The following is a 19378-nucleotide window of genomic DNA, read 5'->3' on the forward strand; positions in this document are numbered from 1 at the left end:
CTGTTACCACTGTGAGCACGAGACAGAGAGTGCGAACATGATCACTTTTTTTCGTGGAACGGAGGAAAGAGACGAGCTTCTCTGCAAAGAATGTTACGCCGACTGGCTAGAGGGCCTGAAGGTGGACGTGTAGCCCTCCCGTCCCCGGTCCCCTTATCCAAAGACGTGCCGGCAAAAAAACCGCCTGAGACAGCTCTCAGGCGGTTACAAACGATTCGCAGCGTTGTCTTTGCCGGTCCCGACTTCACGGCCTTGCGGAAGCCAGCCCTTCATACCGGAGGCGCAGCTCCCGTTTGAGGATTTTTCCGCTGGGATTGCGCGGCAGATTTTCGGCGATCACTACATATTTGGGTGCTTTAAAGGACGACAGACGGCCTTTGCAAAACTGAATCAGCTCCTCTTCCTGCAGGACCGATCCCGCCTTTGGCACGACGACGGCGGTGACTGCCTCGATCCAATACGGATCGGGTATCCCGATCACCGCCACCTCCGAGACGAGGGGGTGCTGGTAGATGACCTCCTCCACTTCCCGGCTGGCTACATTTTCTCCGCCCGATTTGATCATGTCCTTTTTGCGGTCGACGACAGTGAGATAGCCTTCCTCATCCATGATGCCGAGGTCGCCGGAATGGAACCATCCCCGCTGAAAAGCCGCAGCCGTCTTCTCGGCGTCACGGTAGTAGCCCAGCATGGCGTGACTCGTGCGGTGTACGATCTCGCCCACCGTCCCTCTCGGCACCTCGCGTCCTTCATCGTCGACGATGCGGGTCTCCACATTGAGCGACGGCCTGCCGGCTGAGCCTGCTTTGCGGATTTGATCAGACGGCTTGAGTACGGTAGCCAGAGGAGCCACCTCCGTCTGTCCGTAGAAATTCCAGAACTGCGCCCCCGGCAAACGGCTGCCCAGCTCCCGCAAAATCTCGACAGGCATGATGGCGGCGCCGTAGTAGCATTTCTGCAGGGAAGACAGGTCACGGACGGCGAAGTCGGGCGAACGCAACAGGGCGATCCATACGGTAGGCGGACAGAAGAGCTGTGTCGCACGGTACGTCTCTACCGTCTGCAGGATCGATTCTGGCTGCGCCTGCTCCAAAATGATGCCGCTCGCTCCGAGATACACGTAAGGACCCAAAAAGCAGTGCAGCTGCGCACTGTGAAACAGCGGCAGGGCATGAATCGCGATATCGTCCTCGGTCATGCCCCCATCAATAATCGTGCTGACATACTCGGACAGCACATTTTTATGCGTCAGCATGACACCCTTTGGTCTGGATTCGGTTCCGCTCGTGTAGAGAATATGTACAACGTCGTCATCGTCCAACTCCACTTCCGGCTCCTCTGTGCCGCCCTCTGCGAGAAGTGTGCGGAATTCCGGCCAGTCGCCGGGCCTCTCCGCCGTTTGGGAGATGGAGGCGCGCAGGATCGGGCTGCATCCGGACTGGCGGATCGCCTCGTCAGCCACCGCCTGAAACTCCGGTGCGGCAAAGACTGCCCTCACTTCTGCATGCCCCAGGATATACGCGACGTCTTCGGCATGAAGCATGTAATTAATCGGGACCATTACGACACCCGCTTTGGCCAAGGCAAAATTGAGGATGACAAAGTCCATCGAGTTGCGGGAGAGAATTGCTGCCTTGTCCCCTTTTTTCAATCCGTGCTGGAGGATGGCCTGAGCCGCCTGGTTGACCAGCGTATCCAGCTGCTCATAGGTGAGTGCTTCCTCCCTGAATCGGAGCGCCACCTTCTGCGGAAACCGCCCCCGGCTTCTGCGCAAAATATCGCCCAGCGTATGCCTTCTCGCTCTTTGGATCTCCCTCATCTTCATCCCTCCATCTTCTTCCTTCTGCTATTATACTACCAATTGTCAGAAAATTGCTAAGTGTATAGCTATAAGAAAACCTCTATCGAGGTCGATTCAAGGGGAGCGACCGCGATTTAGCCGTTGCTTATTCTTGCTGTATCAGGAAGAAGATCCGGAAGCTTATTCTTTCTGATACAGTAAAAAAACCTGACCAGAAGGATCACTGGTCAGGGAGAAGAACTCAAGGTTATGAAGGTTGTACTTACATTATAGTATACACTCGAATATATACTCAATCGGTATATTTTAGCATGCAAAAGGCAGCCTCTTTTTGCCGCTTCGGCAGAGCCTGCAAAGAAAAGTGCGGCGACCCGATCTGCATTACTAAGTCGCCGCAGCCCCCAAGAAATTGATGAGTGCTTACCTAAAGAATATATCAAAGGGTACATACCTTGGAATATGAAGTCGCTGGCTGCAGATGAAAGTTTTGGTTTTTGCCACAAATCGAAGGGAAAAGCATGAAAAAGCATGCCGTTCCATTGATACCGCTGATCTTCCTCGCTAGAATACGTAATAGTGGTACTATTCGCTGGAGGTGTTCTCTTTGCTGCATACGCCCATTGGCCGCCTGCGTTTTATCGGCTTGATCGAAGGAATCTCCTATCTCGTACTTTTGGGCATCGCCATGCCGCTCAAATACCTGGCAGACATGCCCAAAGCCGTGACGATCGCCGGTTCGCTGCACGGACTGTTTTTCGTCCTGTTTATGCTGGCGCTCGCCCATGTCTTCTTTGCGCACCGCTGGTCCATCCTGCGGGCAGTCGGCGCATTCGTCGCGTCCCTGGTCCCGTTTGGAAACTTCGTTCTCGATGCGCATCTGAAAAAAGAAGAAAACGCCATGAAGCGATCTTAATCTGAAAAAGCGGTCAAAAAGCCCCCAGCATCGGCATTGGGGGCTTTGCTCGTCATTCCTTACCCGCTTCCTGCGATGGGCACGTGCGGAAACGATAAAAAAAGACGGGCTGATCGACCCGTCTGCAATCTCAGAGAATATGGCGGAGGGAGAGGGATTCGAACCCCCGTGGGCTTGCACCCTAACGGTTTTCAAGACCGCCCCGTTATGACCACTTCGGTATCCCTCCGTACGGTTGAAACCGCTATAATAATAGCATAAAAACACCGGAATCTCAAGTGCCGGGCCGCACAGAAAGCTGCCTGGCTGCCCGTACAGGGGCAACCAGAAGAAGGGGGGTATATCGTGATTTACCAACATGATCGGCTGCGGGTTCGCCGCTTATCTGAAAGCGACAAGCACTTGCTCGTAAAATGGCTCACCGATCCGGTTATCCTGGAATTTTTCGAAGGCAGAGACAACCCGCACGACATCGAAAAAGTGAACCGGCATTCGTCATGGCCCCCCAGGCCTGGAATGAAAGAGCCATCCGCTGCTATCAGCGCTCCGGCTTCCGCAAAGTCAAGCTGCTACCCAAGCATGAATGGCATGAAAAGGAAGCGCGGGACTGCTGGCTCATGGAATACAGCGATCGCCCAATCGGGTAGGGGGCTACCCATTAGTTGAGTAGCCGACCTCCCACACCACCGTACGTACCGTTCGGTATACGGCGGTTCCTTAGTTCACGCAGTCACTTGTCGATAATAATCTGAGAAGAAAAGAAATCCGAGGCCTTTAATGGTGTTGTTATCGAGGGCTTTCGCGAGGATGGGGCTATTGGAGATTCTCCAGTAGCTCTTTCTTGTATTTGCGTATTCCCATGCCTTGAACTTTGGGATTCCAAACGAGATCAGCTTTTCGAATTTTGTCCTTATTCGTTTCCATTGTTTCCAGTAGATCATTCGAATCCTTCTTCTCATCCATTCATCCGTTGTTTGGAGCAGGTTCTTCATATCCGCAATCTTGAAGTAGTTGACCCATCCCATGATATAGCGTCTGAGCCTTTCGGCTCTCTCTTCATTTCCCATGCCATTGCTTCTTGCGGTTAGTTCCTTCACTCTTGTTTTCATTTTGGCGATGGATTTGGGATGGATGCGGACTTTCACTTGCCCTCGTTGGTTGTAGAATGAGAATCCCAGAAACTTCACTCGAATGGCTAGGTCCACCACGGTTTTCTCCCGATTTACTTTTAGGAACAGCTTCTTTTCAATGTAGGGGAGAATGTTGGTTAGTGTCCGTTCGGCACTTCGTCTGCTCTTGCAGAAGATGAGTAAATCATCTGCGTATCGCACAAACTTGTGTCCTCTCTTCTCCAGCTCCTTGTCCAACTCATTCAGCATGATATTACTGAGAATTGGACTCAGATTCCCGCCCTGCGGTACGCCGACTTCTGTTTCCTCAAACTTGTGCTTCACGACAACTCCTGCCCGAAGATATTTATGAATTAGTGAAATGACTCGTCCGTCCTTAATCGTTCTTGAGAGTACTTCAATGAGCTTGCTTTGGTTGACGGTGTCAAAGTATTTCTCTAGATCCATATCCACAACATAGCGGTAGCCTTCCTGAATATATTGCTGGCTGCGCCTTATGGCTTGGTGGGCACTTCGTTTGGGTCGGAACCCGAAGCTGTTGTCCGAGAACTGTTGCTCATAGATCGGCGTGAGCATTTGTGCAATTGCCTGCTGGATTACTCGATCAACCACCGTTGGGATGCCCAGGTTTCTTTTCTTTCCGTTCTCTTTTGGGATTTCTACCCTTCGAACGGGATTTGGGCGATATCTGCCCGCCAGGATTTGTTCCTTGATGGTTTCACCGTTTTCTTTGAGATATTGTAGAAGTTCATCTACGCCCATCCCGTCGATTCCGTGTGAACCTTTATTCGCTTTGACTCTTTTGAACGCTTCGTTCAAATTGTCTCTGCTTATGATTTTCTCAAGTAACCTTTCCTTCGACTCGTTTGCGTTGGTGTCGTCGGTTTCAGCTATCCTCTCAGGAACGTGCACTCCCGCATATCCTTCGTGTTCCGCACTATTCTTTTGCGGTGAGCCTTCCGTTGGAAGTTGGCTGCCCTTATCTCCTGTTTCGGTAACATTCATTGACGACCACCTCCTAAGGTTCAGCCCTTCCCTCAAGCCGTCGACTGCTCGAGGTACTATGGCGTCTGCTGACTTCTCATGATAAATCTTGTTTCAACCGTGATTCGAATGTCATCTTCTCACGTCCATGAGACCTCCCACGGTAAGACGACTCACTTTCCTCCCATATACCCGCATCATTTACACCGGAATGTCCGTGTAGTGTATTGGACTTTGCTTTGTCTCGCAAGCTTGTCCCATTCCATATGCCTGATGATGTTCGTGTTCCTCGGGCCGGGATTTTGCCTCCAGCTTCCTTCAGATTCCACCTCACGGTGGACACCCTTGCTCTTGGCTAGTGGTTGGCCACTACCAGCCCCCACAGCGGACTTTCACCGCCTAGTTAGTCGCCATGCGTGGCGCACTAGAAAAAAGTCTTGGCATCTGGGCCAAGACTTTTTCGTATATCGCAGGCGGGCAAACCATTTTCGGCATTGGTCCGCCGCACCCTCCCGTCTTTACAGAGCACAAACTTTCCAAACTTCAAAGCTGTCTACTGTGCGAAGCGGTTCCAAACGAGCCCACGCGTCCCACTGCTGCGAAGCAGTCCTAACGCTTGACGATGACCAGCTTCAGCTCCGTCAGCTCTTCAATCGCGTATTTGAGGCCTTCGCGCCCCATGCCGCTCTCTTTTACGCCGCCGTAAGGCATGTGATCGACCCGGAAGGTCGGGATGTCGTTGATCAACACGCCGCCGACGTGAAGCTCATCCGCCGCCTTCAGTGCGAGCGAAAGATTTTGGGTGTAGACGCCAGCCTGCAGCCCGTAGACCGAATCGTTCACCAGTTCGATCGCTTCTTCCACGGAGTCTACTGCATTGATCACGACAACCGGTCCAAACACCTCCTGGCAGGAGAGCTTGGCATCGGCCGGAACACCGGTCAGGACGGTTGGCTGCAGCACGCGTCCCTCTACGATTCCGCCGCATTCCACGCGGGCTCCCCGCTCTTTGGCCTCTTCGATCCAGGCCAGAGCTCGATCGGTCTCCTTCGGCGAGATCATCGCGGAATAGTCGACATCCTCGGAAAGCGAATCGCCCCCCACCAACTTCTTCGTCTCCGCGACGAAGCGCTCCACGAATGTCTCGTATTCGTCTTTGACCACATAGATGCGCTGCACGGAGATGCAGACCTGGCCGGAGTAGGCAAACGCGCCGAAAATGCAGCGTGGGATCACTTCGTCCAGATTGACGCCCCGGTCGATGATCACGGCCGAGTTGGAGCCCAGCTCCAGCGTCACGCGCTTCAGACCCGCCCGATTGCGGATGTCGATTCCCACCGCAGGGCTGCCGGTGAAGGTCAGGGCTTTGACTCGGGGGTCTTTTACGAGCATATCGCCCACCGTGGCCCCGCTGCCGGTGACCACATTCAGAGCGCCCGCTGGCAGTCCGGCCTGCTCCGCCACTTCTGCCAGGAAATACGCAGAGAGAGGCGTCTGGGAGGCAGGCTTCAGCACGACTGTGTTCCCCGCGGCCAGAGACGGGCCTACTTTATGAGCCACGAGATTCATCGGGAAGTTAAACGGGGTGATGGCCCCGATCACGCCCAGAGGCTCGCGGACCGTATACGCCAGACGGCCTTCTCCGCCAATCGCCGCATCCAGCGGAATCGTCTCGCCGTGTATCCGCTTCGCTTCCTCGGCGGCAAATTTGTACGTCTGTACGGTCCGAATCACTTCGCCGCGAGCCGTCTTGATCGGCTTACCCGCCTCCATGGCGATGATCCGCGCCGCTTCTTCCATGCGCTGATCGATGATGAGGGCGATTTTTTCCAAGATGGCCGCCCGTTGATAAGCAGGCATCCGTCTCATTACGCCGGCAGCCTCCTGGGCTGAGGCAATCGCCTTCTCCACCAGTTCACTGTCCGCTTGGGCGATCTCCGCGATCTGCTCCCCGCTGTAGGGGGAATAGAGCGGCGCGTAGGCAGTTGCCTCTACCCATTGTCCGCCAATGTAGCACGCTTTTTTCATAATCCAGCCTCCCTCTCAGACTCGCTTCATCCCCTGTTATACGATCGTTCCTGTCTGCTTATGCCTCTTTTGTCCGGTTCCGTCCACTATTGCAAAACCAGGAGGTCTTCGAAGCGGTATGTTTATGCTTGTGCAGGCGTGCACAGCTCTTCCAATACATTCTCCATCACCCGCAAACCTTCCTCCAACTGTTCATCCGTGATTACCAGCGGGGAGAGGATGCGGATTACGTTGCTGTAGAGGCCCGCGGAGAGCACGACCAGACCACGCTGGCAGCAGGTCTGGGCGATCTTTGCCGTCAGTTCCTTGTCAGGCTCCTTGGTCGTCTTGTCTTTGACGATCTCGATCGCGCACATCGCGCCAATCCCGCGCGCGTCTCCCACCTGGACAAAGCGCTCCCGGAACTCCTCGAACTTCTGCAGGATGCGCTCTCCGATCCGGTTGGCCCGATCCATGAAGCCGTCCTGCTCCATCATCTCGATGACCTTCAGGGCGGCGACACAGCCCAGCGGACTGCCTCCGTACGTGCCGCCAATTTCGCCCGGATTGGGCGCCTCCATAATCTCAGCGCGTCCGGTTACCGCACTGATCGGCAGACCCGCTCCCAGCGATTTGGACATGACGATCAGATCGGGATCGACGCCGAAATGCTCCATGGCAAACATCTTTCCGGTTCGGCCAAATCCGGTCTGCACCTCGTCGGCGATAAACAGGATGCCGTATTTTTCGCAGATGGCTTTGACGCCCTGGACAAAGCGCTTGGACGGAATGACGAAACCGCCCTCGCCCTGTACCGGCTCCATGATCACAGCCGCCACATCGTCGGCAGCCACTTCTCCCAGGAAGAAGTCTTCGAAGCGGCGCAGCACCTGCTCGTCGCACTCCTCCGGCGTCATTCCGCCTGCCCGGTAGTAGTACGGATAGCTCATCTTGTAGACGTCGGGTGCAAACGGGCCGAACTGGTACTTATAAGGTCGCACCTTGCTCGTCAGCGACATCGCCAGCAGGGTCCGGCCGTGGAAGCCGCGCTCAAAGGAAATAATCGCTTTCCGTCCCGTGTATTTCCGGGCGATTTTGACCGCATTTTCCACGGCTTCGGCACCGCTGTTCAGGAAGAAAGTCTTCTTGGGATGCGTCCCCGGGGTGATGCGGTTGAGTGTCTCGGCCAGCTGCACGTATGGCTCGTACATCATCACGTGGAAGCAGGTGTGGATGTACTGGTCCAGCTGTTCTTTCAAGGCTTCCACCACGGCTGGCGGGCAGTGTCCGGCGTTAATCGTGCCGATGGCGCCGCCAAAATCGATAAACGTATTGCCGTCCACATCGGTCAGCAAAGCCCCTTCCGCTTTTTCGACGAAGGTCGGCACCGTGTTGAACGGTCCGCGCGGCACATGGCTTTCTTTGCGGGCAAGCAGCTCCTGAGCTTTTGGCCCGGGAATTGCCGTTTTGAGCTGAATGAATTTGGTTTGCGTCGATGCCATTTGGGTTCGCTCCTCTCAATCTCGCTTTTTTTTATCGCATCGGCACGGGGAGGACCCCATGCCGTCCTTTCTTCGCACCTCGCCGGGCTCGCTTACGCTTCCTCCACCCCGCACCATTCCATCATGGTCAGGGCAAAGATTTCCGCACATTGAAAGACTGCGTCCAGCTCTACCGATTCATTGGGATAGTGGGCAATCGCCGTCGTGCCGGGCCCGACGATAATGGCCGGGGTATCGGCCAGCGCCGTCAAAAGACCGCCGTCCGTCCCCCATGGAGACGCCTCGACCACGGCCCGCTCCCCTTTTACCTGAAGGAACTGCTGCTGCAAGATCTCCATCAGCGGATGATCCTCTCCCACATCTCCGGGCACCCAGCGCGCACCGAACCACTCCAGCTCGACCGGATGCTCCGCGAACCAGGGATCTTGCTTCGCCAGGTCAGCGAGGGCCTCCGCCATTTCCCGCTTGGCGTCTTCCATCTGCTCGCCCGGCGCGACGCCCATGCGCCCCTCCAGTTTGACCAGATCCGCGACAGAGGAGGGCCATTTCCCCCCTTCGATCACGCCGATATTGATCGGGATCGGGATAGGCAGCTTGGCGTACAGGGGATCGGTGATTCGCTCATTCCGCTCTTTTTCCAGCTTGGCGATGGCGTAGACCACCTGCATGCTCTTTTCGATCGCGCTCACGCCTTCGTACCGGGTGCCGCCATGGGCCGATCTCCCCTTCACCTGCAGCCGGAACCACATCGATCCTTGCTGCTTGGGGAAAATCTTCATGTTGGTCGGCTCGGGGATCAGTGCCGCATCCGCCTTGTAGCCGCGCAAAATGGTCGCCAGTGTCCCTGCTCCGCCGCTCTCCTCCTCCACGACGCTTTGAAAGATGACATCTCCCTTCAAACGGACGCCCAGGGCTTTCAGCACCTGGATCGCGAGCAGCGAGGAGAGATTGCCCCCTTTCATATCGGTGGAGCCTCGCCCGTACAGCTTGCCATCCACGATCTCGCCGCTGAATGGATCATGTGTCCACTGGGCAGGATCGCCTGCAGGGACTACGTCGACGTGACCATTCAAGATCAGGGAGCGCCCCCCGCCGGTTCCTTTCCACACCCCGACGACGTTGGGACTTGCGGAAAAATCCGTGCGCGGAGAGACAAAGTAGGGATGCCGGAGCAGTTCTTCTCCCTCCATCACCCACATGTCCACGTCCATGCCCATCGCGTGCAGCCTGGCGGCGATTTTTTCCTGGATCGAACGCTCCTCCCCCTGCACGCTGGGTTCGCGAACCCATTCCTGCAATAGCTCCACGGCAGCAGAGCGTTCCTTGGCGATTTGTTCCCGTATCAGCGCATGCCAGTTCGTCATGCATATCCTCCTTTATCGGAAAACTCTGACCTCTTTGTCGATCTTCAATTCCGCTTCCGTCGCACCAATCACGTCGGCCACACTATAGGGATACATGACTTCGCGCAGATATAGACCATCTTCGCAGACTTCCAGCACTGCCATGTCCGTAATGATCAGATCGGCTGCCCCTACTGCAGTAAGGGGCAAGGAGCATTCGCGCACGATCTTGGAGCGTCCGTTTTTATCGAGATGGGTGGTCAGGACCATCACTTTTTTCGCTTTCTGGGCCAGCTCCATCGCACCGCCCATGCCCGGCACTCTTTTGCCCGGCACGATCCAGTTCGCGATATCTCCGCGCTGGCTTACCTCCAGGACGCCGAGAATGGTCATGTCCAAAAGGCCTCTGCGGATAATGGCAAACGCGGTGGCGCTGTCAAAAAACGAGGCGCCGGTCGCCAGCGTTACGGGAAAACCGCCCGCGTTGCAAAGCATTGGATTTTCCTCGCCCTTTGCCGGGCTTGGACCTGTGCCGAGAATGCCGTTTTCGGCGTGGAACAGGACGTTTTTCTCCTTGGGGATAAAGTCAGCCACCAATGTGGGAATGCCGATCCCCAGATTGATGATCATCCCGTCCTCTACCTCTTGTGCGGCTCTTCTGGCGATTTTTTCACGGAAGCTCTCCGTCTCCTTTACTTCTCCCACGCCCATCGCCAGTTCACCCCCTCGCTCTTCACAATGTACTGGACAAAGACGCCCGGCGTCACGATCTCCTCCGGATCCAGCTCCCCGACCTCGACGATCTCGTCCGCTTCGACGATGGTGATATCGCCGGCCATCGCCACCAAGGGGTTAAAGTTGCGCGCGCTGGTGTCGTAGACCAGATTGCCGAAGCGATCCGCCTTTTTCGCGTGCACGATCGCCACTTCGGCGGTCAGCGGCGTCTCCAGCAAGTATTCCTTACCGTTGACCAGCACCTTCTCCTTGCCTTTTTCCGCGATGGTGCCGATGCCGATGTCCGAGAGAATGCCGCCCAGCCCTACGCCGCCCGCACGCACCCGCTCGGCGAGAATCCCCTGTGGGCAGAACTCCACTTCCAGCTCGCCCGCAGTCATCTGTGCGCCGGCGTTGGGATTGGAGCCGATATGGGATGCGATCACTTTCCGCACGCGCCGCTCCGTAACCAGCTTGCCGATGCCGATATGGGGAAAGGCCGTGTCGTTGCTGATCAGCGTAATGTCTTTTATCCCTTTGTCCAGGATGCCCTGGATCAGGGTAGGCGGATTGCCTACCCCGCCGAAGCCTCCCGCCAGGAGCGTCATCCCGTCATGAAAATGACGCAGCGCTTCTTCGATCGATACCACTTTGTCAAATCCGTGTGCCATATGTCCTCCCCTCCAAAAATCAGGTCCGTACTTCTTGTCTCACTTCTTCTTGAACCTGCTGCACCGCTTTCTTCAGCAGATCCATCAGCTCGTCGATCTCTTCGGTCGTGATCGTCAGCGGAGGCGAAATGATAATCGCGTCGCCCGCTACACCGTCCAGCCCGCCGCTTGCGGGATAGACCAACAGGCCGCTCTCAAAGGCTTTGGCAATGACTCTGGCGGCCACTCCCATGGACAGAGGAAACGGCTCTTTGGTCTGTTTGTCTTTGACGAATTCGAGTCCGCAGAGCAATCCCAGGCCGCGCGCCTCTCCGATGATCGGAGACTCATCCGCCAGCTCCTGCAGTTTTTTCTGAAGATAGGCGCCTTGAACAGCCGCTTTTTCCACGAGATTATGGGCTTCCACATAGCGCAGGACGGCCAGTGATACTGCGGCTGACTGCGGGTTGGCGCTGTAGGTGTGGCCCGCCATGATCAGGCCGGAGCCGCGCGTGATGGTATCGATCAGCTCGTCGGTCGCCATCGTGGCGGCCATCGGCGTATAGCCGGCGCTCATCCCTTTGCCCAGCGTCATCAGGTCCGGTTTCACGCCCCAGTGATCCACGCCGAACTTGGCCCCGGTACGGCCGATTCCGGTCATCACTTCATCGGCGATGAACAGGACATCGTAGCGATCGCAGATTTCGCGAATCCGCTGAAAATACCCGTCTGGCGGGACAACTGCGCCGCCGGATGCTCCGATGACCGGCTCCGCGATAAAAGCGGCGATCTGGTCGGGCCCGATGCGGAGGATGGCCGTCTCCAGCTCACCTGCACAGTGCATCGCGTAATCTTCCAGCGACATCCCCTCCGGCCTGCGGTACGGATAAGGCGGCGAGATGACCGGATAATCGGCCAGCAGTGGAACAAACCGCTTGCGTCTCAGCACATGTCCGGACATGGACAGGGCCCCCATCGTGATGCCGTGGTAGCTCATCCAGCGCGAAATCATTCTGGTCTTGGTCGGACGCCCCTTCTCCTGCCAGTATTGAATGGCGATCTTTTGGGCGGTTTCCGTCGCCTCTGATCCGCTGTTGACAAAAAAGCTCCAATTGAGCTCGCCCGGAGCCCAGTCAGCCAGCTTGGCTCCCAGCTCCTCTACGGCGTCGCTGCTGAAATGGGAACGGTAGGCAAATGACACCTTTAGCGCCTGCTCCCGCATGACATCGGCAATTTCTTCGATGCCGTGGCCGATGCTGGCCGTCACCGCGCCGGAACTGCCGTCGATATAGCGCTTTCCGGACACATCGTATAAATAAATCCCCTTGCCGTGCGATACGCGGGCATACTCTTTGCCCAGCTCAGGTTTTATGACATAGCTTCTTTGCATGCGAGCCACCTCTCCTTCTTTCTTCCCTAATCGTAGCGGAAGGACAGCGGGATGCCATTCGACTGGCTGCAAGAAAAAGCGTGACAAAGTGACGGAATGTTTTATACATTTTGTATAAGAGATCTCGAGGGGGAATCTGAAATGACGATTACGATCCGTGAAGCGCTGCAACTCCCGGACATGGTCCATATACGCCTGGTCGGCGGAGCCGGCGGGATTGATACGCCGATCCGCTGGGTGACGATCGTCGAGGTGCTGGAGGATGTAGGACGGCTGCAAGAAGGAGAATTTTTGATCACGACCGGATTCGGCCTCGCGGATAATGAGAAGCGGCGCGCTTCGCTGATCCCTGCTCTGGCCGAACGGAAGCTGAGCGGCATCGCTTTCCACACCGGCTTCTATCTGCGGGAGATCCCCCCCGACCTGATCGAGCAGGCGGATAGGTACCAGCTGCCGCTCATGGAAATTCCTGTTGAACTGAACTTTTCGACAATTACCAAGGCAATCCTGCAACCGATCATCAATCGACAGTTCGAAACGCTTGCCTATTCGCAGGCGATCCATACCCAGATGATTGAAGCGGCCCTCTCCCGGGGCGGTCTGCCCGCGATCGTCGACAAGCTGGCCGCATTGACCGGCGGACGCGTCTCGCTGACCGACGCCCTCGGCTTCAAGGTGTACGGCCAGCAGGAGGGAGACGATGCTTCTCACGCGGAAAAGCGGCAGGAGCAGGAGCGCGTGCAGACCCACTCCGTCGAGATCCGTGCCCATCGGGAAATGTTCGGCTCCCTCCGTCTGTCCAAGCCGCAAAGCGAGTGGAAAGAGCTGGATGACGTGGCCCTGCAACACGCGGCCACCCTGTGTGCGATGGAGTACATCAAGGAAAATGCCGTAGCCGCCACAGAATGGCGGCTGAAAGGTGATTTTGTGGAGGAACTGCTCAGCGGCAAAGAGATTCCGCAAGCCGAGTTGGAAAGCCGCTGCCGCATGCTGGGCTATCCGCTGACGGGCTCCCATTTGGTCGCCGCCATCCAGGTCGACGAGACGCCGGAGCGGCCGGGCTCTATGCTGCACCAGACCTGCATCACGCTGATGAAGCGCCTGTTCGACCCGCACAAGCGATCCTTTTTGCTTCGGGAGAGGCCGTCCTCGCTCTTGTTCATCGTGCCCCATGATCCGGTCAGCCTGCAGCTGCTGGAGCAGTTTGCCGCCCGCTGGGACAGGCTGGAGCATGGAGGAGCGCTGCGCCTCGCCCTGAGCAGTCCGCGCGGAAGCCTGACCGAGCTCAAGGATGCGGCAGAAGAGGCCAGCTTTGCCCTGCAGGCTTATCCCCTTTTGGCGCAATCTCCCGCGCTGCTCTCCTATCAGCAGATGCGCGGCTACCAGTTTCTTTTCCCGTACCACCAGCATCCGGAACGGCTGGAGGCCCTCTGGCGGCCGCTGCTCGACGCTCTGCTCGGCTATGATTCCAAGCATCATCATCAGCTTTTGGAGACGCTGGACATGTACCTTAAGCACAACGGAAACGGACTCAAGACCGCGCAGGCACTCTATATCCACCGCCATACGCTGACCTACCGGCTGGCGCAGATCAGGGAAAAGACCGGCTTCGATCTGGACGACGCCCACCAGCGCTGGCAGCTGCAGCTCGCGCTGATGGCCCGCCGGCTCCAGGAAATGCTCTATCCGGAAACGATGTGAGGCTTACTCCCGGGTGGGCCGCAGAGACTTTACCCAGATGTTCATATCCTCGTAACCGGAGTAAATCGTGCAGTTATTGACCAGGCGGCCTCTGTACTGATACCCGTGCTTCGCCGCCGTTATATTCATTCCGGCCGACAGGGCGCGAGTCAGCGTGTAGAGATAGTAGATCCCCATCTCCTCCATTTTTGTCTCCAAGGCGGAAAAAATTGGCTGAAGCAAGCCGATTCCCGCATGATCGGGATGCGTGGCGCAGTCAGTCAGCTCCGCCGAGCCAAATCGCTCCGTCACCTCGGCAGAAGCGGCACAGGCGATTTTTCCCTCGCGCTCCGCCACCAGGTAATAAGTGGACTCCTGCATCGTTTTGCGCACATAGGCGGGATCGTCCATCGGAGTCGGATACGTCGGAAAAACGGTTTTGTACAAGCGGGCCAGCTCGGGAGCGTCCGCTTCGGCAGCCGCTCGCAGCGTGTACCCTTCCGGCAGCGGCTTGGGGCCGCCGCTTCCAGCCTTAGACAGACTGAGCTGCAGGATCTCCTCCGCCTGTTGGCGGTTTTTCGATTCGGCCCGTTCCGCTGTCAGGAAGCACGCCATCATATGAGCATGTTCTCCCCGGAAAAAACCGTCGATCGTCCCCTCCAAGCGGTATCCGATGCGCTCCCATGCGGGGATATCGCACTTTTTTGCATATACGATCAATTTGCTCGCCTCGGACTGTTGCGCCGCTTTCAGCATCGATTCATGGAGCGACTCCATCTCCTCGGCGTCGTATTGATGGATCTTTATTCGTTTGTTGCGATCGTCGATGACAAAATCTCCTGCTGCGATCATTCCTGATACATCCAGCATCAAGATCACGCCTTTCCATTCCTTTTTCACTGTGTCAGCTATACTTGTTATTGTATCATGCTGAATCCTGGTGGCATTCTCCATACTGTATAAATCGGCTGTCCCTCTTCCCGTCTGACGCAAGCGGGCAATCAACCATCGCCATCTGTCACCCCGCCACATACGATAAGGTATGTGGCCATGGGAAAGGAGAGGTTGGGATGAGCTGCAGGAACAACAATAACACCCTCGTGCTGGTACTGTTTATTCTGCTCGTCATCGTTCTTTGTTCGTGTTCCTGAAAAAGTGGATTCCCCTCTCGACAGGTCGTAGAGAGGGGCTTTTTACATATGTATGGAAGTAGGAGCCATTGGATGGGTCAAGATCTGGTGAAACGGGAGGAGGAAGCTCTGGTGATCCCTCTGATCTATGCTCACCGCGGTGCTTCCGGTCGCCATCCGGAAAATACCATGGAGGCTTTTCACGCCGCACGGAAACGCCGTGCAGACGGAATCGAACTGGACGTTCAGCTGAGCCAGGACGACAAGGTGGTGGTCATCCATGATCACCGTCTGGAGAGGACGACGAACGGGTCTGGAGCGATTCGCGATCACACCTGGGAACAGCTGAAGAAGCTGCGTGCCGACAAAGGGCACGGACACCCCCAGCGGAATCGACCGCGTCGCATTCCCTCCCTCCGCGAGGTGCTGCACACGTTCGCGCCGACTTCCCTGCGTTTTTGCATTGAGCTGAAAAACTTTTTTCACCCCCAGCCGCATCTCGAGGAATCTGTCATCGAGCTGATTCACCGGTACGATCTGGCGGAGCGCACCGTCGTTTCTTCGTTTAACTTTAACAGCCTGCTTACGGTAAAAAAGCTGGATCCCCGGATCAAGACTGGCCTGTTGTACGTCGGTCCGCTGCAGCACCCCTGGGAGGTGGGGGCGCAGTATCAAGCGGATGAGCTGCATGTGCCCGAGGATCAGCTGAGTCCGTCTCTGGTTGCGGAGGCGCAGGCGAACGGATTTCGCGTGCTCGGCTGGACACTGGACTCTGCTTCCCGCATACAGGCTGCCGCGCAAATGGGGGTAGACGGCATCATCACCAATTATCCGGGGAGAGCCCGAAAAGCATTGGCGCAGCTTGCTCCGTAGCCGAGCCTTTGTCCTTGCTCGCAAGCGGATCTCGCCCGCAGCTAGATGGCACAAAAAAAGAGGGTGGCTGCACAGTCTCCTATGACTGTACGCCACCCTCTAGCCGTTTGGACCAGGCGCGTAACGTTTTACCGGCAAGGCGTATAGTGCTTCCCTTGCCAGCTGTTTCGCCGCACCAGCTCGGCGTCAATGCCGTTCAGGACTTCCCATTTTTTGCGGCTCCACATCGGCCCGATCAACAGGTCAGGAGGTCCATCGCCGGTGACGCGGTGCACGATCATTTCCGGCGGCAGGATTTCCAGGGTATCCGCCACGAGCTTGGTGTATTCTTCCTGTGTCAAAAATTCCAGCAATCCCGCTTCATACTGCTTGACCATCGGCGTTTTGCGAAGCAGATGGAGCAGGTGAATTTTGATCCCCTGCACATCCAGATGGGCTACGGCCTTCGCGGTCTCCATCATGTCCTCGTGCGTTTCTCCCGGCAATCCGTAAATGATATGGGAGCATACGCGGATATTATGCTTGCGCAGCTTTTCCACGCCATCCAGGTAGCACTGGTAGTCATGCGCGCGGTTGATCAGTTGAGCGGTGCGTTCATGGATCGTCTGCAGTCCCAGCTCCACCCAGAGGTAGGTGCGCTCATTCAACTCCGCCAGATATTCCACGACGTCGTCCGGCAAGCAGTCCGGTCTGGTCGCAATCGACAGCCCGACGACCCCCTCCTGCATTAGGACCACCTCGTACATCTCGCGCAGCTCTTCCACAGGCGCATACGTATTGGTGTAGGCCTGGAAAAAGCCGAGGTATTTGGCATGGGGCCACTTCTGATGCATGCGGTTCTTCACATCGTGGAACTGCCGCTCCAGATCCATGCGCCGATCTCCGGCGAAATCGCCCGACCCCCTGGCGCTGCAAAATGTGCAGCCCCCGGTCGCGACGCTCCCGTCCCGGTTCGGGCAGCTGAAGCCCCCGTCCAGAGGCACTTTAAAGATCTTTTCCTGAAACGTCTGGCGAAGATGGTAGTTCCATGTATGATAACGTTTATCCCCCCACAACTGGGGGACTTCCAACGGTGTCGTCCGTACATTCATTACAACTGATCCCCTCCTGGTGGTGAGTTTGTGCCTTTGATTTTGACAACCACCTCCCATTATAGCAAATAGGAGGGGGCTTATGCGACGAGCAAGACAGGAAACCACAGGGCAGACCCCTGTGGTTTTGCAGTCGGCTTGCTATTGTTGAATTTCTTCGATCCGGATGGCACGTGTGTGCGAGGTATGGCTCCATGTCTGGTTCTTTTTCGTGAAGAAGGCATAAAACATGATCGGCAGCCACGTTAGGAAAAAGAAGGGCAGGAGCAGCAGCCCCAGATATCCTTTCCATGGCACCTTATCCAGATAGAGCGCGAGCAGCGGCAGCAGATAAAAGACCGCTGTCGTGCCGTAGATCAGCCAGGTCGGCAACAGCGTCGCTACCGGCATAAACAGGTCGATCTCAAAAAAGCGGCCCATGAAGAGAAAGGACATCATCGACACCATCAACACATACATCGGCTGGAAGAGGTAGAATGCCGCATCCAGCATCCCCAGCTTCCCTTTCAGCAGGCCGTTTTTCAGCACCGATCCGATGTAGCGGCCGGCGACGTCGTAATGGCCCTGCATCCAGCGCAACCGCTGGCGCATGGAAGCCTTCAGATCAATCGGCTTCTCATCCCATACCTTTGTATCATGAGCCCATGTCGGATAGATCCCCCGCTCGATACAACGGGTGGCAAACTCCAGGTCCTCCGTCAAGCTGGTAGCGCCCCAGCCCATCTCTTTCAGCAAATTGCTCTCGATGCAAAGCCCCGTGCCGCCCAGCGTGTTCGGCAGCCCCAAATTATGGCGGGCCAACTGCCACATCCGGTTTGTAAACCAGTACGTTACGGCATACGAAAGCGTTATCCACGAATCAAACGGGTTTTTCGAATCCAAATACCCTTGAATGACGCGAGCACCTTTGCACAAGCGGTCATTCATCACTTGCAGAAAGTTTTTCTCAACCAGATTATCTGCGTCAAACATGACGACAGCATCGTACTGTTTCGGCATCATCCACAGTTTTTCCAACATCCATTCGATGCCATAACCTTTCCCGCGCTTGGAGGAGTCGAAACGCTCGCATGCGTATGCACCGTGCTCCCGTACGATCTCCGCTGTGTTGTCGGTGCAATTGTCGCAAATGACAAAGATGTCGTACATCTCGCGGGGGTAATCCAGTTTTTTCAAATTTTCAATGAGCGGCGCGATTACGGCACTCTCATTGTGTGCTGCAACCAATACGGCAAATGTTTTCTGCGGTTCATGCGTGACCTGCTCCTTTTTGCGGAACAGCCCTGCACTCGACACCAATGTCTGGTACGTACCGACGACACCAACCGTAGTGGTAAATCCGATGAACAATCCCTCAATGATCTCTCTTAATACACTCATGGATTCTTCTCCTCGACCTAAATCTTTTTTATTTTTTTGTTGTGATTTAGGTGGTGTGTGTTTTTCCGATTTTTACCTATTCTCTTTCTCTCCATTGGGAGTTTACCTCAAAATCGGTCAGATCGCAATGAATCAAAAGTGGGAAAATAGGAGCGCTTTTATCACCATTCCCAGCTTTATGTCGTTCTATTCGGAAACATGATACGTGAACAGAAAAAAAAGCCCTGTGAAGAAAGGCTTTGCTACAAAAAGGTATGCCAAAAATGGTGACCCGTAGGGGATTCGAACCCCTGAATGACAGCGTGAAAGGCTGCTGTGTTAAACCGCTTCACCAACGGGCCGTAAATCCAAGATGCGGTCGGCGAGACTCGAACTCGCACGGGTCGCCCCGCCACCCCCTCAAGATGGTGTGTCTGCCAATTCCACCACGACCGCAAATTTGTTGGTAATGGCGTCCCAGGAGAGATTCGAACTCCCGACCGACGGCTTAGAAGGCCGTTGCTCTATCCAGCTGAGCTACTGGGACGTATGATAGATGGAGGGAGTACCCGGATTTGAACCGGGGGTGAAGGTTTTGCAGACCCGTGCCTTACCACTTGGCTATACTCCCTTAGCATGGGGCGATCGATGGGACTTGAACCCACGAATGCCGGAGCCACAATCCGGTGCGTTAACCACTTCGCCACGACCGCCACGACATGAAAAAAATGTTGTACTTTGGCAGGGGCAGTAGGAATCGAACCCACACCAAAGGTTTTGGAGACCTTCGTTCTACCTTTAAACTATGCCC

14 protein-coding genes and 7 tRNA genes (1 of these 21 cut by a window edge) are annotated in these 19378 nt (G+C 55.9%); 3 read left to right on the forward strand and 18 right to left on the reverse strand.

Features of this window, described 5'->3' with window-relative positions; all coding sequences use genetic code 11:
- Positions 1-244: 244 nt before the first annotated feature.
- Positions 245-1819: an acyl-CoA synthetase gene (locus JD108_RS14025; RefSeq protein ID WP_198826680.1), complete on the reverse strand. Its 1575-nt coding sequence runs from the start codon at positions 1817-1819 to the stop codon at positions 245-247.
- A 586-nt stretch (positions 1820-2405) separates the two neighbouring features.
- Here JD108_RS14025 and JD108_RS14030 point away from each other — a divergent pair.
- Positions 2406-2714 (forward strand): DUF3817 domain-containing protein, encoded by a 309-nt coding sequence (locus tag JD108_RS14030; protein WP_198826681.1) that lies wholly within the window; start codon positions 2406-2408, stop codon positions 2712-2714.
- Between the two features lie 140 nt (positions 2715-2854).
- Here the strand turns inward: JD108_RS14030 and JD108_RS14035 are convergent.
- The 8 genes from JD108_RS14035 to JD108_RS14070 all read right to left on the reverse strand — a co-directional run bounded on the left by JD108_RS14035 (position 2855) and on the right by JD108_RS14070 (position 12434).
- A tRNA-Ser gene (locus tag JD108_RS14035) sits at positions 2855-2943 on the reverse strand.
- A 493-nt stretch (positions 2944-3436) separates the two neighbouring features.
- Positions 3437-4849, reverse strand: a complete 1413-nt coding sequence (ltrA, locus tag JD108_RS14040) for a group II intron reverse transcriptase/maturase (RefSeq protein ID WP_198826346.1) — start codon at positions 4847-4849, stop codon at positions 3437-3439.
- 588 nt (positions 4850-5437) lie between these two features.
- The gene (locus JD108_RS14045; protein WP_198826682.1) at positions 5438-6856 is read right to left on the reverse strand and encodes an aldehyde dehydrogenase family protein; all 1419 of its coding nucleotides are present in this window, start codon (positions 6854-6856) and stop codon (positions 5438-5440) included.
- Positions 6857-6978: 122 nt separating this feature from the next.
- A complete protein-coding gene (gene gabT / locus JD108_RS14050) occupies positions 6979-8337 on the reverse strand; it encodes a 4-aminobutyrate--2-oxoglutarate transaminase (RefSeq protein WP_198826683.1) in 1359 nt (452 codons plus the stop codon).
- Between the two features lie 92 nt (positions 8338-8429).
- Positions 8430-9701, reverse strand: coding sequence for a peptidase (locus JD108_RS14055; protein WP_198826684.1), 1272 nt, complete (start codon positions 9699-9701; stop codon positions 8430-8432).
- 12 nt (positions 9702-9713) lie between these two features.
- On the reverse strand, positions 9714-10391 hold the full coding sequence (locus JD108_RS14060; protein ID WP_198826685.1) for a 3-oxoacid CoA-transferase subunit B: 678 nt from the start codon (positions 10389-10391) through the stop codon (positions 9714-9716).
- On the reverse strand, positions 10373-11065 hold the full coding sequence (locus JD108_RS14065) for a CoA transferase subunit A (RefSeq protein ID WP_198826686.1): 693 nt from the start codon (positions 11063-11065) through the stop codon (positions 10373-10375). Before JD108_RS14065 ends, JD108_RS14060 begins: the two co-directional genes overlap by 19 nt.
- Positions 11066-11084: 19 nt before the next feature.
- Positions 11085-12434: an aspartate aminotransferase family protein gene (locus tag JD108_RS14070; RefSeq protein ID WP_198826687.1), complete on the reverse strand. Its 1350-nt coding sequence runs from the start codon at positions 12432-12434 to the stop codon at positions 11085-11087.
- A 141-nt stretch (positions 12435-12575) separates the two neighbouring features.
- Between JD108_RS14070 and JD108_RS14075 the strand changes: the two genes are divergently transcribed.
- Positions 12576-14135, forward strand: a complete 1560-nt coding sequence (locus tag JD108_RS14075; protein WP_198826688.1) for a PucR family transcriptional regulator — start codon at positions 12576-12578, stop codon at positions 14133-14135.
- Positions 14136-14138: 3 nt separating this feature from the next.
- On the opposite strand, the gene ablB is transcribed toward JD108_RS14075, so the two are convergent.
- A complete protein-coding gene (gene ablB / locus JD108_RS14080) occupies positions 14139-14984 on the reverse strand; it encodes a putative beta-lysine N-acetyltransferase (RefSeq protein ID WP_198830128.1) in 846 nt (281 codons plus the stop codon).
- Between the two features lie 353 nt (positions 14985-15337).
- Between ablB and JD108_RS14085 the strand changes: the two genes are divergently transcribed.
- Positions 15338-16117 (forward strand): glycerophosphodiester phosphodiesterase, encoded by a 780-nt coding sequence (locus tag JD108_RS14085; RefSeq protein ID WP_228728147.1) that lies wholly within the window; start codon positions 15338-15340, stop codon positions 16115-16117.
- A gap of 128 nt (positions 16118-16245) precedes the next feature.
- Here JD108_RS14085 and JD108_RS14090 read toward each other — a convergent pair whose 3' ends face one another.
- From JD108_RS14090 to JD108_RS14125, 8 genes are all read right to left on the reverse strand, one after another.
- Positions 16246-17208 carry a tRNA modification radical SAM protein MnmL/YtqA gene (locus tag JD108_RS14090; RefSeq protein WP_198826689.1) on the reverse strand — a complete coding sequence of 321 codons (963 nt, stop codon included), beginning with the start codon at positions 17206-17208 and terminating at the stop codon, positions 16246-16248.
- A gap of 141 nt (positions 17209-17349) precedes the next feature.
- Positions 17350-18588: a glycosyltransferase family 2 protein gene (locus tag JD108_RS14095; protein WP_198826690.1), complete on the reverse strand. Its 1239-nt coding sequence runs from the start codon at positions 18586-18588 to the stop codon at positions 17350-17352.
- A 264-nt stretch (positions 18589-18852) separates the two neighbouring features.
- Positions 18853-18929: transfer RNA gene (locus JD108_RS14100), tRNA-Glu, on the reverse strand.
- Positions 18930-18941: 12 nt separating this feature from the next.
- Positions 18942-19023, reverse strand: a tRNA-Leu gene (locus tag JD108_RS14105).
- Positions 19024-19037: 14 nt separating this feature from the next.
- Positions 19038-19114: transfer RNA gene (locus JD108_RS14110), tRNA-Arg, on the reverse strand.
- A 10-nt stretch (positions 19115-19124) separates the two neighbouring features.
- Positions 19125-19198 (reverse strand) — tRNA-Cys (locus JD108_RS14115).
- Between the two features lie 6 nt (positions 19199-19204).
- Positions 19205-19280, reverse strand: a tRNA-His gene (locus JD108_RS14120).
- A 26-nt stretch (positions 19281-19306) separates the two neighbouring features.
- Positions 19307-19378, reverse strand: a tRNA-Trp gene (locus JD108_RS14125) (it continues 2 nt past the right edge of the window).

Source organism: Brevibacillus composti (assembly GCF_016406105.1).
Lineage (GTDB): Bacteria > Bacillota > Bacilli > Brevibacillales > Brevibacillaceae > Brevibacillus > Brevibacillus composti.

What these genes read in the sequence shown, in the direction of transcription:
- JD108_RS14045 (WP_198826682.1), bottom strand. Translation starts at nt 6,856, where the DNA reads ATGAAAAAAGCGTGCTACATTGGCGGACAATGGGTAGAGGCAACTGCC.
- JD108_RS14075 (WP_198826688.1), top strand. Translation starts at nt 12,576, where the DNA reads ATGACGATTACGATCCGTGAAGCGCTGCAACTCCCGGACATGGTCCAT.
- JD108_RS14025 (WP_198826680.1), bottom strand. Translation starts at nt 1,819, where the DNA reads ATGAGGGAGATCCAAAGAGCGAGAAGGCATACGCTGGGCGATATTTTG.
- ltrA (WP_198826346.1), bottom strand. Translation starts at nt 4,849, where the DNA reads ATGAATGTTACCGAAACAGGAGATAAGGGCAGCCAACTTCCAACGGAA.
- JD108_RS14055 (WP_198826684.1), bottom strand. Translation starts at nt 9,701, where the DNA reads ATGACGAACTGGCATGCGCTGATACGGGAACAAATCGCCAAGGAACGC.
- JD108_RS14085 (WP_228728147.1), top strand. Translation starts at nt 15,338, where the DNA reads ATGGGTCAAGATCTGGTGAAACGGGAGGAGGAAGCTCTGGTGATCCCT.
- JD108_RS14065 (WP_198826686.1), bottom strand. Translation starts at nt 11,065, where the DNA reads ATGGCACACGGATTTGACAAAGTGGTATCGATCGAAGAAGCGCTGCGT.
- ablB (WP_198830128.1), bottom strand. Translation starts at nt 14,984, where the DNA reads ATGCTGGATGTATCAGGAATGATCGCAGCAGGAGATTTTGTCATCGAC.
- gabT (WP_198826683.1), bottom strand. Translation starts at nt 8,337, where the DNA reads ATGGCATCGACGCAAACCAAATTCATTCAGCTCAAAACGGCAATTCCC.
- JD108_RS14095 (WP_198826690.1), bottom strand. Translation starts at nt 18,588, where the DNA reads ATGAGTGTATTAAGAGAGATCATTGAGGGATTGTTCATCGGATTTACC.
- JD108_RS14070 (WP_198826687.1), bottom strand. Translation starts at nt 12,434, where the DNA reads ATGCAAAGAAGCTATGTCATAAAACCTGAGCTGGGCAAAGAGTATGCC.
- JD108_RS14060 (WP_198826685.1), bottom strand. Translation starts at nt 10,391, where the DNA reads ATGGGCGTGGGAGAAGTAAAGGAGACGGAGAGCTTCCGTGAAAAAATC.
- JD108_RS14090 (WP_198826689.1), bottom strand. Translation starts at nt 17,208, where the DNA reads ATGAATGTACGGACGACACCGTTGGAAGTCCCCCAGTTGTGGGGGGAT.